The sequence below is a fragment of the Caballeronia sp. M23-90 genome, assembly GCF_053574605.1.
In genome coordinates, this window is sequence record NZ_JBSIPA010000162.1 from 1 (window position 1) to 12,717 (window position 12,717).

At 57.8% G+C, this 12,717-nt stretch carries 10 protein-coding genes; 5 read left to right on the plus strand and 5 right to left on the minus strand.

The features are described from left to right. The first annotated feature begins 230 nt into the window (after positions 1-230). The gene (locus tag ACRXB1_RS17185; protein WP_449492652.1) at positions 231-953 is read left to right on the plus strand and encodes a 2OG-Fe(II) oxygenase; all 723 of its coding nucleotides are present in this window, start codon (positions 231-233) and stop codon (positions 951-953) included. A 43-nt stretch (positions 954-996) separates the two neighbouring features. Here the strand turns inward: ACRXB1_RS17185 and ACRXB1_RS17190 are convergent, their stop codons facing one another. Next, positions 997-1,416, minus strand: coding sequence for a type II toxin-antitoxin system HicB family antitoxin (locus ACRXB1_RS17190; protein ID WP_449492653.1), 420 nt, complete (start codon positions 1,414-1,416; stop codon positions 997-999). 246 nt (positions 1,417-1,662) lie between these two features. Continuing rightward, positions 1,663-2,313 (minus strand): GTP cyclohydrolase II, encoded by a 651-nt coding sequence (gene ribA, locus ACRXB1_RS17195; protein WP_062172482.1) that lies wholly within the window; start codon positions 2,311-2,313, stop codon positions 1,663-1,665. 319 nt (positions 2,314-2,632) lie between these two features. Here ribA and ACRXB1_RS17200 point away from each other — a divergent pair, with 319 nt between their 5' ends. Next, complete coding sequence (locus tag ACRXB1_RS17200) at positions 2,633-4,237, plus strand: ABC transporter substrate-binding protein (RefSeq protein ID WP_174363758.1); 1,605 nt, start codon at positions 2,633-2,635, stop codon at positions 4,235-4,237. 48 nt (positions 4,238-4,285) lie between these two features. Here the strand turns inward: ACRXB1_RS17200 and ACRXB1_RS17205 are convergent, their stop codons facing one another. Then, entirely contained in the window at positions 4,286-4,981 is a 696-nt protein-coding gene (locus ACRXB1_RS17205) for an NADPH-dependent F420 reductase (RefSeq protein WP_449492654.1), read from the minus strand. A 203-nt stretch (positions 4,982-5,184) separates the two neighbouring features. Between ACRXB1_RS17205 and ahpC the strand changes: the two genes are divergently transcribed. The 3 genes from ahpC (at position 5,185) to ACRXB1_RS17220 (ending at position 8,121) form a co-directional block, all read left to right on the plus strand. Continuing rightward, on the plus strand, positions 5,185-5,748 hold the full coding sequence (gene ahpC / locus ACRXB1_RS17210; protein WP_062002770.1) for an alkyl hydroperoxide reductase subunit C: 564 nt from the start codon (positions 5,185-5,187) through the stop codon (positions 5,746-5,748). A gap of 119 nt (positions 5,749-5,867) precedes the next feature. Then, positions 5,868-7,457: an alkyl hydroperoxide reductase subunit F gene (gene ahpF, locus ACRXB1_RS17215; RefSeq protein WP_062002769.1), complete on the plus strand. Its 1,590-nt coding sequence runs from the start codon at positions 5,868-5,870 to the stop codon at positions 7,455-7,457. A 193-nt stretch (positions 7,458-7,650) separates the two neighbouring features. Next, the gene (locus ACRXB1_RS17220) at positions 7,651-8,121 is read left to right on the plus strand and encodes a hypothetical protein (protein WP_174362948.1); all 471 of its coding nucleotides are present in this window, start codon (positions 7,651-7,653) and stop codon (positions 8,119-8,121) included. A 70-nt stretch (positions 8,122-8,191) separates the two neighbouring features. Here the strand turns inward: ACRXB1_RS17220 and tssF are convergent, their stop codons facing one another. Continuing rightward, a complete protein-coding gene (tssF, locus tag ACRXB1_RS17225; RefSeq protein ID WP_449492655.1) occupies positions 8,192-9,961 on the minus strand; it encodes a type VI secretion system baseplate subunit TssF in 1,770 nt (589 codons plus the stop codon). Then, on the minus strand, positions 9,958-12,465 hold the full coding sequence (locus ACRXB1_RS17230) for an ImcF-related family protein (protein ID WP_449492656.1): 2,508 nt from the start codon (positions 12,463-12,465) through the stop codon (positions 9,958-9,960). The genes tssF and ACRXB1_RS17230 overlap by 4 nt, the downstream gene beginning before the upstream one ends. Positions 12,466-12,717 lie beyond the last annotated feature (252 nt).

Consider the following 12,717-nt stretch of genomic DNA (forward strand, 5'->3'; position numbering starts at 1 on the left):
CAGCACGGTGACGGCCATCGCGCGGGTTCTGAACACGTCGCGCCAGACAATCATCCGGCTACGCGACGCGGCGTCCAGACAAGCAGGGACGCACGCCGGCGCTTCAGAATCGGACGTTTCAGCGCACGAGTCACTGGCGGTTCACGGCGAATGAAAGCGCAACTTCCGGCGTGCGCGGGATAGCGGAGTCGAGCAATATCGGTGGATTGATCTGCAAGGAGACATCGCCGATGGACCATTTGAAGACTGATATCGCCGCGCGCGTCAGCGCGACCGACTGGCATCGGATAGAAGACGATTTGAACCGGTACGGCTGCGCGAGCGTCGACCAACTCCTGACCGCCGCCGAATGCGACGCGCTTTCGTCGCGCTACGCACAAGACGATTTGTACAGAAGCCGTGTGGTGATGGGCCGCCACGGATTCGGGCGCGGTGAATACAAGTATTACGGCTATCCATTGCCCGAGATGATCGGCACATTGCGCGAAACGGTTTATCCGCACCTCGTGCCGGTCGCGAACCGATGGACCGCGCTCATGGGTATCGACACGCGCTATCCGGCGGTCCACGCGGATTTTATTCGCCGATGCCACGCCGCCGGGCAAACCCGGCCCACGCCATTGATCCTTCAATACGCCGAGGGTGATTACAACTGCCTGCACCAGGATCTATACGGCGAGCACGTGTTCCCGCTGCAGATGGCGATCTTGCTGTCCGCTCCCGGGCGCGACTTTACGGGCGGCGAGTTCGTGATGACCGAGCAGCGGCCGCGCATGCAATCGCGGGCAGAAGTCGTGCCGCTGGCACAAGGCGACGCGGTGATTATTGCCGTGCACCAGAGGCCGGTGAACGGGACACGCGGGGTCTACCGGGTGAATCTGCGGCACGGGGTCAGCCGGTTGCGCTCGGGGCATCGGCACACGGCGGGCGTGATTTTCCACGATGCAACGTGATTTACCGATGCTTGCATGTCCCGAGTCCCGTCGATCAGTGCAACTATGAGATGGAGACGTCCAGTTGTTTGCCAAGTTTGGCGAACGCTGCTTCAATTGCGTCGAGTTTGGAGGAGTGCCGCGGATCAAGCAGCCGGTCGACCTGCGGCATATGAACATCCAGCCGACGGGCCAGCTCCGATTTCCTGATTCCCTGGCGGATCATTTCGTTAGCCAGCAACACCTTCGAAACCACGAGTGCCGGCAACTTGACGACGCTCTGCCCTTTCTTCGCCTTCGATGGTAGCGGAACCTCGCGTTTTTCATCGAAGTAGATCTCGATGGCGCTCTCGAGCGCGTCCAGCGCATTGAGCAAGGCTTCGTCTTCGTCGTCTCCGACGGATACTGCTTCGGGGATATCCGGGAAGGTCACGAGGTAGGTGTTATTCGTGGCCCGCTCCATTTTCACTGGATAAGAGAACATGGTCGTTTGATTCTCCAATGAGTTCGGCCCTTCATGCGAAGGCGAATGTGCTGGAGCTAAAATACAACATATATGTTGTCATCCATCCTGGTAGAACGCAACTTAATTGTTGTATTTAATGTTTTGCATGAGGACGGGGAGGCAGAAAAGGAAAACGGCCGCTGAACGGCCGCCTGAGCTATGCAAGAAAGTGGAATGTTGCCTTCAAAGCTTGCTATAAATCCGGCCCACTGCAGGCCCCCCCAATCATTCATTCTCATCAAAGTAATGCCCGAACTTGACCTGCTTGGTCTTGATATAACGCTCGTTTTCCTCGCGCATCGGAATGGCCAGCGCCACGCGCTCGCATACCGGAATGTCATGCTTGAGCAGCGTATCGAATTTTGACGGGTTATTGCTCATCAGCCGCACTGAACGCACATCCAGCGCACGCAGGATCGCCGCAGCCGAATCGTATTCCCGTGCGTCGTCGGGAAGACCGAGATGCAGGTTGGCATCGACCGTGTCATAGCCCTGCTCTTGCAGCGCATACGCACGGATCTTGTTCGCAAGGCCGATGCCCCGGCCTTCATGACCACGCAGATACAGCAGAATCCCGCGATTCTCAGCTGCGATATACCGCATTGCCAGATCGAGCTGTTCGCCGCAATCGCAGCGGTAGGAGCCGAATACATCGCCAGTGACACATTCGGAATGCAGCCGGCAAAGCACGGATTCGCCGTTGGCGACATCGCCCATGATCAGCGTCAAATGTTCCGCGCCCGTGCTTTTTACGCGATACACGTGGGATTCGAAGATGCCGTAACGCGTGGGAATGGTGGCCTTCGCCACGAGTTCGACGCATTCTTCGTTGACAGCCTCGGCAGTGGATGCCGTTGAATCGGAAACGTTTTTCATGTTCTCTTGTACAGCATTTAAGGGCGCGGGCCGCATGCCGGAAGGTTTTTGCCTGTCGGCTGAACCGGTAACTGTATCAATATGCGGTGTCGCCCGGTCCGACATGTTAAAACGCCGGGGAAATATTTGCAGCCTGCAACGTGCAACCGCCGCTTCCCGCATGAAATCCGCCGGATTCGACGCGAACCGGGCATATCGAAAGAAGAACGTCTCGCTTCGATAAAAATTCCCCGGTTGGTAAAGTACATGACTACATAGACAACTCACCAGACCCATCTCCATGCCCAATCAACGTCGCCTGTCCTTTGTCCCTTCCCGCATGGCCCGCGCTGCGGGATCCATGCTGATCGCACTTGCTGCGTCCGGCGCCATGTCCGGCGCGGCTCACGCGGCGGGCAAAACGCTGGTGTTTTGCTCGGAAGGCAGCCCGGCAGGGTTCGATTCGGCGGAATACACCACCAGCACGGACTTCGATGCCGGCGCGCACGCCGTCTACGACACGCTGGTCGAATTCAAGCGTGGATCGCTCGACCTCGTCCCCGGTCTCGCGGAAAAGTGGGACGAGTCGGCCGATGCCAAGACATTTACGTTCCATCTGCGCCACGGCGTCAAGTTCCAGACCACGGACTGGTTCAAGCCCACCCGCGACTTCAACGCCGATGACGTCGTCTTCACGTTCAAGCGCATGATCGACCCGGAGAATCCATTCCAGAAGGCCCACCCGGTCAGCTTCCCGTACCTGAGCGATCTTGGTTACGACAAGAACATTGCATCGGTCGAAAAACTCGATGACTACACCGTGCGCTTCACGCTGCACACCTCCGACGTGGTCTTCGTGCGCAACATCGCGATGGAGTTCGCGTCCATTGTCTCGGCGCAGTACGCCGACCAGCTGCTCAAGGCGGGCAAGGCCGAGGACCTGAATCAGAAGCCGGTAGGGACCGGTCCGTTCGTGTTCCGCGATTATCAGAAGGACGCGACCATCCGCTATGACGCGCATCCGGACTTCTGGAACAAGAAGGACGTGCATATCTCGAAGCTGGTGTTCGCAATCACGCCGGACGCAGCCGTGCGCATGCAGAAACTTACGAGCGGCGAATGCCAGATGACGTCGTATGCACGTCCCGCCGATATCCAGAGCGCGCGCAACAATCCGAAGCTGGCAGTGCTGTCGAGCGTCGGCTTCAACGTGGCTTATGTCGGCTACAACACCACGCACAAGCCGCTCGACAACGTGCTGGTGAGGCGCGCGCTGGACATGTCCATCGATAAACAAGCGATTCTGAAGAGCGTCTATGAAGGCGCGGCGACGGTCGCCTCGAACCCGATGCCGCCCTCACAATGGTCCTATAACAAGGCGCTGAAAGACGCGCCATATGATCCCGCGAAGGCGCGTGATCTGCTAAAAGAGGCGGGTTTTCCGAACGGCTTCAGCATTTCGCTCTGGGCCATGCCCGTGCAGCGCGGCTACAATCCCAACGCACGCCTGATGGCGCAACTGATCCAGTCGGACTGGGCGAAGATTGGCGTGAAGGCGAATATCGTTTCGTATGAATGGGCCGAGTACAACAAGCGCGCGAAGCAGGCCGGCGAGCACGATGCCATCCTGTACGGCTGGATGGGCGACAACGGCGACCCGGACAACTGGCTTGGCACCACGCTCGGTTGCGATGCCGTCCACGGCAGCAACATGGCGAAGTGGTGCAACAAGCAATTCGACGATCTGCTCGGCAAAGCGCGCCTGGTTACTGATCAGAACGCTCGCACGAAGCTTTATGAAGAGGCGCAGGTCGTGTTCAAGGATCAGGTCCCTTACACACCGCTTGCACATGCCAACGCGTTCCAGCTGATGACGAAGAACGTGAAAGGTTATGAACTAAGCCCGCTGGGCGGCCATCGGTTTGATGGGGTGTCGCTGGACTGATCGCTTCGAGGGTGCGGCGGCGGACACATATAAGTCCGCCGCCTGTCATCAAGCCGGCTGCTCGAAACTCCCCGGGCTTTTGTCCGTCGCGCTCCATTGCGGCGTGCGCGTCTTGTCCGCCTTCTGCAGGCCTGCCTTCAGGCCCTCCAGATCAAAGTCCTTCGTGTAGACCGGCGTGCCCGGCTGCTGGCGCCAGGAATTGTCGAGACCGCCGTTATCGAAGGCATCGAAGCCTAGTTCGTTGACCAGTTGCAGGACGACCGCCTTGGCGTCGGCACTGTCGCCCGATACCGGCAACGCAATGCGCCCCTGCGTGCCTTCCGGCTTGCCGTGATTGCGCAAATGGGCTGCGTAGATATTGTTGAAAGCCTTGATCACCGGATGCCCGATCTGCTGCGCGACCCACTCGCTTTCGAGCATGCCTGACTCGATTCCATCGATCCGGCCATCGCGCTCACGCGGATAATAATTTCCCGTATCGATGAAGACCGTCGTGTCAGGTACGTCCGCGAGTAATCCTGCTGGCAGATCCAGCACCTTCTTTTCCGGGATCGTCACTACGATCACGTCTGCACCGTGCACGACATCGACCAGTTCAGCGGGTCTTGCGCCGGTTTCAGCCGCGACATCGGCCAACGTATCCGGCCCGCGCGAATTGCCGATCAGCACCTCGTGACCATGCTCGACCCACCGCAGCGCCAGCACCTGACCAATATATCCCGCACCAATGATGCCAATCTTCATACACCCTCCGTTCGTTCAAAAGCCCATAGCATAACGCGCGCAACGCCTATGCCTGAAACCGCCGGACGCGCTAGAATGCCCGCCGCGGCGAGGCTGATAGGCAATAGACATCGGCCTCATTGAATCATTCGATTTTGCTAATCGAGGGCAAACCCGCATACTTCATCCCATTCCTTAACCACTTCAACACAAGGACTTACGCAATGCCGATCATCAACAGCCAGGTCAAACCGTTCAAGGCAACTGCCTACCACAATGGCGATTTCGTGCCGGTTACCGACGAAAGCCTGAAAGGCAAGTGGTCCGTCCTGGTGTTCTACCCGGCTGACTTCACGTTCGTTTGCCCGACGGAACTCGGCGATCTGGCCGACCGTTACGCTGAATTCAAGAAGCTCGGCGTGGAAATCTACGGCGTGTCGACCGACACCCACTTCACGCACAAGGCATGGCACGACACGTCGGACACGATCGGCAAGATCGAGTATCCGATGATCGCCGATCCGACGCTGACGATCTCGCGCAACTTCGACGTGCTGATCGAAGAAGAAGGCATGGCTCTGCGCGGCACGTTCGTGATCAACCCGGAAGGCGAGATCAAGCTGTGCGAAATCCATGACAACGGCATTGGCCGTGACGCCGGCGAGTTGCTGCGCAAGGTCCAGGCGGCGCAATACATTGCGTCGCATCCGGGTGAAGTCTGCCCCGCCAAGTGGACGCCGGGCGCAGAAACGCTGACGCCGTCGCTCGACCTGATCGGCAAGATCTAAGCTGCTTCAAGCTCGCGAAATAGTTGTATTGCGCTGTATTGTCCGGGCCGTTCGCGGCCCGGATGTCTGTCAGCACGTCTCCCGAACAAAAATCATCTTTAAACGGACTCGAAACCGCCATGCTGGAAGCCAACCTCAAGACTCAGTTGAAAGCGTATCTGGAAAAGGTCAGCCGGCCGATCGAGATCGTCGCTTCCCTCGATGACTCCCCGAAGTCGGTCGAATTGAAAGACCTGCTCCAGGAGATCGCCACGCTGTCGGACCGCATTGCGGTGATCGAAACGCGTGACGACGACCAGCGCAAGCCGTCGTTTTCCATTGGCGAACCGGGCAAGCCTACGGGCATCCGCTTCGCAGGGATTCCGATGGGCCATGAATTCACCTCGCTCGTGCTGGCGCTGCTGCAAACCGGCGGCCACCCGGTCAAGCTCGACGACGCCGTGATCGAACAGATCCGCTCGCTCGACGGCGACTATCAGTTTGAAACGTATATCTCGTTGTCATGCCAGAACTGCCCGGAAGTCGTGCAGGCGCTGAACGTGATGGCGCTCATCAACCCGCGCATTCGCCAGGTCACCATCGACGGCGCGTTGTTCCAGGACGAAGTCGAGAAGCGCCAGATCATGGCCGTGCCGACCGTCTACATGAATGGCGAAGTGTTCGGCCAGGGCCGCACCGGCGTGAAGGAAATCCTCGCCAAGCTCGACAGCAACGCTGGCGCGCGGGCTGCAAAGGAAATCGAAGGTAAAGGCACGTTCGACGTGCTGATCGTCGGCGGCGGACCTGCCGGCGCGGCTGCCGCAATCTACGCGGCGCGCAAGGGCATCTCGACGGGCGTTGCGGCCGAACGCTTCGGCGGCCAGGTGCTGGATACGCTCGCCATCGAAAATTTTGTCTCGGTGAAAGAGACGGAAGGACCGCAGTTCGCGACGGCGCTGGAACAGCATGTCAAGAGCTACGAGGTGGACATCATGGACGTGCAGCGTGCCGAAGCGCTCGTGCCGGGCACGATCCACGAAGTGCGCCTCGCCAACGGCGCAGTGCTGAAAGCGAAGACGATCGTGCTGGCAACCGGTGCCCGGTGGCGCGAAATCAACGTGCCGGGTGAGAAGGAATATCGTAATCACGGCGTAGCCTATTGCCCGCATTGCGACGGTCCTCTCTTCAAGGGCAAGCGCGTAGCGGTGATCGGCGGCGGTAATTCCGGCGTGGAAGCGGCGATCGATCTGGCGGGTATTGTCAGCGCCGTGACGCTGATCGAATTCGGCGCAGAGTTGCGTGCCGATGCCGTCCTGCAGCGCAAGCTTCGCAGCATGAAGAACGTGACGATCATCACGCAAGCGCAGACCACGGAAGTCACCGGCGACGGCAAGAAGGTCAACGGTCTTTCGTACAAGGATCTGCGTTCGGGTGAAGCGAAGCACATCGAGCTGGAAGGTGTGTTTGTGCAGATTGGCCTCGTGCCGAATACCGAATGGCTCAAGGGCACGGTCGAGCTGTCGCGTCACGGTGAAATCGTGGTCGATGCGAAGGGCGCAACATCGGTGCCGGGCGTATTTGCTGCCGGCGACGTCACCACCGTGCCGTACAAGCAGATCGTGATCGCGGTGGGCGAAGGCGCAAAGGCGTCGCTGAGCGCATTCGATTATTTGATCCGTAATTCGGTATCGGAAGAAGTTGAAGTTGGCGCGGAAGAAGCAGTCGCTTGAATTTAATTTTCTTGCCGGCGGGAATTTAATCCGCTAGCAACACGCTCGAAAGGAACGCCTGATAATCGCGATGCAATCGATTATCGGGCGTTTTGTTCTATCCGTTTTAATCGTCTGATGAAAAGCTAAAGTTTTCTTTTTGCTTGCCGTTGATATCGGGAGCTGACAACCATCTTCCTCGAGGTCAACCGTCATGGGAATCCTGGATCACACCTTTTCCACCTTTTTTCGCGGCGGCGCGCGTTCGAATCCCGCTGTAACGCAAAGACTCGAACGCACACTCGAGCGGGAAAGCGCGTTACGCCGCGAACTGGCGCAATTGAAAACCCGGGTCTCGGCGAGCGCGCCCGAGCTTCAGGTCAAAATGGATCTCATGCAATTCGATGTCTCGCAGGAGAAAGCGGCGGTGGCGAGCCTGACCGCGGCGTTGATGCAGGCGCAGGAAGATCTGGAGCTGGAAAAAGCGAACCGGTCGGCCGCAATTCATTTGCTCAAGAAACACGGGGTGGTGGATGGCGTCGCGTATTCGAGTTTTACGCGCGAAGAACGCGTCGAATTGATTGCATCGGCCATGGATGAGGTCGTCGGCAGCGAGACCACCATTCGATGGAAAGCACGCTCGCCGGCGAGCGCGAGATCGGGTTCGGGGAGAGGGGCGAAGTGAAGTGTGGGGATACTAGAGGTCCCCGGTCTCTCCTTTGGGCGGGTCCGGCAAACCCCCAAGCGCGCTTTTTCTAAAAAACAGGTCCTTCGTAGACGACTCGCGGATATCTCGTCTCGGCGCCATCTACCCGCGCCACGAACTGCACATATACATTTGGGGAAGCGTACCGGCTCACAAACCGGTGCAAAACGTCCGAAAACAAAGTGACATCGCCAATGCCTAGAAAACCATTGGAACAAATCGTCACTTCGATTTCAACGCCCCGCTCCAACCGATTGCGACCAAGACGCTGCAAATTACGCAGGCGGACGTCGCGCACTGCATCAATACGCTGCTGGTTTTGCTCGTCGGCGGTCCAGTTATAGAGCGAGAGAATTTCTCGCAAGGAAGTCGCGTCCAAAAAGCTCAGTCTGTTAGCCGCGAAGTGCGACATGACCTTCCATTGGAAGCGCTCTGTAGAAGGCGGATAAACTGGCATGGTGGGATGACTAAGATTGCGAACCGAGTCTATCCCGGCGATGACTGATACTGGCTCTGTGAGCATTGCTTCAAGCAACTCTGTACGTGGCAACATGCCATTGTTAGCCAGTACCCGCGCTGTAATGTGGTCATCAGGAACACTGCCAGGAACATCCCAGGCAAGACCGCCCAGCCTCAGCCACATTTCACGCGCACCGGACGCTCCCAATACATTTCGCGTATGGAAATATCGTTCGGGCGCTTCGTGCCGCAACATGCCGCCGCGATGCTTGAACTCATCAAAGGGAATGTAACTGTGCTTGTCGGCTGATTTATGATCAACGGCAATCACGGACACTGCCGAATAAGGCTCTATATGCTCGCCGGCTACTCGCGGCGTGCGCACCCGGTAGTCATGCTGAAACGCATCTGTCTGAATGGGTTCGGCGTCCAGTTCAAACAAGTTGATAACCGGCGAGCAATGCAAACGAAAATTGGAGGCCTCCACGCGGGTGTCGACCGGCAATGACCGGCCGAGCACGATTTCAAACTCAACGTGCGTTTCGGTCGGGGGAACCGTTGTCGAGTCGAAGCCACACAGATCTATAAAGTGAAATTTCTCGGGAAACAAGAAATATTCAAGCAAGGTTTGTTCGGCATCGCATTGCGCATCAGCAGTAGGCCAGACACGGGTATCGGTTCCGAAACCGGACGTTTCAATACGTAGCCCCCTTGCCGCTTGAGCGCGGCCCTCGTGAATGGATGGCATACGGACCGAGATTGAAGTCACATCGCGAGTAAGCGTGGCGTAGAGCGCCGACGCGTTTGCCCTTTCACCATGCAGATAAATACGAATTCGCGACGAGTCCTCAATCGCATGTTGATCGAACCGCTGCAAGTCGAAGGATAAGCAGATCACACTCCGGCCGTCTGCACGAGTGGATGCGTGAGCGTCAGTCAGTGTTAGTGGTAAAACCTCAACGTCCCTCGTCGTACGGTAGACGCAGGCGGTCTTGGCCGGGCCAACAGGTTTCGAGCGCACTGCAACGCCTTCTGGTACACGGCTCGATCCCACGCGGTTCGTGCGCGGCACACATTCCAGAATTGCCAGCGAAGGGATCGTGCGCGCCATGTGCGGCCAGAGCGTACCGACGAGCGGCTCCGTGATCTCCGGCATATCGTCATCGAGTTTTTGCCGCAAACTCCCGCTTAAGAAAGCGAAGCCTTGGAACAATCGCTCGACGCTCTCGTCTGGAGCGCCCACGTTCGTCAGCCCGAGTCGCTGTGCTGCTTCTGGGTGCGCTTGTGCAAACTCTTTGCTGGCTTCGCGGAGATAACGCATCTCAGCTTCATAATATTTAAGAATCGGATTCTCGCTCACGGCTGCAGCTCCGGCGGAAGCGGGGGCAACATCGTGCCCGCTACTGTCTTCGACGCGTTCGTGCCCACTGTGAAGATCCGCTCAGGCATCTTGAAGCCGCGCAGCTTGAGCAAGTCGAGCGGCCCTGTGCCCGCTTGAGTCCGGATCACATAGTGCAAAGGCTCCTTGTCTCCGTAAGTCCAGGTCAACGCGGTTCGCGTACTGTCAAGCGAACTTGCCTCAGCCTTTTCCAGCAAACGCAAAAAAGCCCAATCGCCCGTACTCTCGAATGCGATGCGTGTACCCGCGTCGAACGTTTGCCACGTAAGGATCGCCCGGCCATTCAAGCCGTTGCCCGGCCACTGCAATGCCTTCCAAGTCTCGCGCTGGTTGAAATACAAAATTGATACACCATCAATATTGAGTTCCGTACGTGTTACATCTACGGTGGGAAGCGCCATCAACTCAAAGCGATACCCCGCATCGCCTTGCGCGTAGAGTCGCGCACCGATGGCCGACAGTTGCGCAAGCGCCTTAATAAATGCAGGATCGAACTGAAGCGCTTGAGGTGCAAGTTCACTTGGGGTCCAGCGATCGCCGCTTTGTTGGAGAACGCCGGCAAGCTGCGACGTGACGAAACGGGAGATCAGACCAGTGTCAGGACGTATGTAACGGCCAAGTTCTGTAAACGATGCGTCAGCAGGTGTTTCGGCGAAAGGATAGCGCCCATCGAACGCCGTTTTAAACGGCGTCGCGACGCTTGTACGCCAGAGGTCGTTCAGACCTGCGCCAGCAGGCGTGAGAATGGTTTGCCATGCTGCGTCCAGGGGTCGAGCAAATAACGCATTGCCGAATCCGGCCCAGTGCACACCGAGACTCGCTGCGGTTATGTTGGCGTCATCTCGAGCTTGCATGAGTTCTGATAACTTGCCTTGAAATATGGCTTGCGCAAGCGTTCGTGCCATAGCTTGTGGCTCGGGACTTGACGCGATTTGTTGCAGCTTCAAACGCACCGCAGTGACACGATTCAGGTAGTGCGCAAGACCGACATCGTTTGGTGCGGCTTGTGTCCTAGTTGCGCCGCGATCATCAGTCACGTCCCCCATCATTGCCAACAGTGGTCCGAACGCGGAGTCAAGGGGATTCGGTGGCAGCGACTGGTCTCCAGAACTCGCAGCGCCGCCGTGCAACAGATCCCGTGCCTTGCGCACCAGCGTCTCTGATAGCGCTTGCGAAGGCCGTCCAGCCTGCGCTTGATACTGGACCGATTTCATCAGGGCGATCAAAGGCGACTGCTGTGCGTCCGCAAGCCGGGAAAGTTGATCGATGGTGCCACTTAAATTTGTTGACGACTGCCAACGCACGCTGTTGAGAAAGCCCTGCCACGCAGCCGCGTAGTCAACGAAATAACGTGCGGTGAGGCGTTGCTTAATACTTTCCTGCGAGTCTACTTTAGCCTCTCGTGCGGGGTCCGTCTTTGTGTTTATTTCAGAAAGTACCCAGTCACCACCGGTATTACGCTCGCGGGAAACCTTATCAATTGATTCGGCGATAAATCCGTCCCAAGCGGCACGTGTATAGATTCCCGGTACGCTTTGCGCCGTACCGAACAAACCGCGCGCATCCGCACCGTTCAGGAGGGTGGCAAGCGTTGCATCGGAGTACTTTCCTTTGGCTTCATCCATCAAGCTCTTATAAAGTGCGTCATCGGCAGTCTGAAGACCAATCTGGTTGATCAGTGCATTACGGGCACCGCCAATAGTCGAATCGTGAGATACGTCGTTGATCAAGGTGCGCCATTCTGGATGGGTCGCAAGATGGTTAGCGTAAAAGCTGGCAAGGCGTGGTGACTTGTCGAGCCACTCACCCACGGGCATGTCCGTTGGCTGGCGCCAGCCTTTAAGAAGCTCTTGTGAGAGGAACGCAGCGTCAGTACGTCGCGGTTCAGCGAGCATCAGGTATGCCTTTAACGCGTTGTAGTAACGCTGCATCGCTTTGGGATCCTGCGGACTATCAGACCGCAGTTCCGCAAGCATCGCAAGCGTTGACTGCAGCGACCGCGCGATTGGATCTCTTAGATTGCGCGCACTCACCGTCTGATAAAGCGGCCATAATTTCGAAAGAATCGCCTCGTTGGAATTCAATCCCGCGCGCAAGTACCAAGGCGCGCCATGCTGGCCATTCGCTTCAAGCGTTTCGATGGTTTGCTGGAACTCGAGTTGCGTACGTATCGCCCCGCTGCTTCCGGCCGCAGCGGCCAATGCCCGCTTCGCCACCATGCTCGCAGATAACGCGATATCCCTATTCCCAATGAACGAAATAACCAGCGCGACGCACCACATCATTGTCGCGGCAGCAACCGCCGCCAAGACCGCATTGGACCAATAGAAGCCCACGCGCTTGCCTTTTCCGCTGCGCGCCGCGTCTGCCAAGAACCGCCACGTTGGCGACACCGATGCATGCAGCAGCGCCGTTTTATTGAAATCTGATCCAGGCGGCGTCGGATACACGGGAACGAACATCATCCCGGCAAGCGAAGCGCGCCGCCATTTTGATGCCACCAACGCGTCGAACTGTGCGAGGATTCGCGCGCTTTGATGGTCCATGTATTCCGAGATCTGCGCCAGGTAGCGAATGCGCTCCGGCCCTCGCAGGGCAAGCGCGCCGCGATGGGCGCAGATCTCGGGATACATGGACCATCAAAGCGCGCGAATCCTCGCACAGTTCGACGCGGTGGTGGCATCAAAATGGGGGCGCGCTTCGCTTGCCGGGATGGA

Coding starts and splice junctions, on each gene's coding strand:
- ACRXB1_RS17185 (WP_449492652.1), top strand. CDS start 231: ATGGACCATTTGAAGACTGATATCGCCGCGCGCGTCAGCGCGACCGAC.
- ACRXB1_RS17190 (WP_449492653.1), bottom strand. CDS start 1,416: ATGTTCTCTTATCCAGTGAAAATGGAGCGGGCCACGAATAACACCTAC.
- ribA (WP_062172482.1), bottom strand. CDS start 2,313: ATGAAAAACGTTTCCGATTCAACGGCATCCACTGCCGAGGCTGTCAAC.
- ACRXB1_RS17200 (WP_174363758.1), top strand. CDS start 2,633: ATGGCCCGCGCTGCGGGATCCATGCTGATCGCACTTGCTGCGTCCGGC.
- ACRXB1_RS17205 (WP_449492654.1), bottom strand. CDS start 4,981: ATGAAGATTGGCATCATTGGTGCGGGATATATTGGTCAGGTGCTGGCG.
- ahpC (WP_062002770.1), top strand. CDS start 5,185: ATGCCGATCATCAACAGCCAGGTCAAACCGTTCAAGGCAACTGCCTAC.
- ahpF (WP_062002769.1), top strand. CDS start 5,868: ATGCTGGAAGCCAACCTCAAGACTCAGTTGAAAGCGTATCTGGAAAAG.
- ACRXB1_RS17220 (WP_174362948.1), top strand. CDS start 7,651: ATGGGAATCCTGGATCACACCTTTTCCACCTTTTTTCGCGGCGGCGCG.
- ACRXB1_RS17230 (WP_449492656.1), bottom strand. CDS start 12,465: ATGATGTTCGTTCCCGTGTATCCGACGCCGCCTGGATCAGATTTCAAT.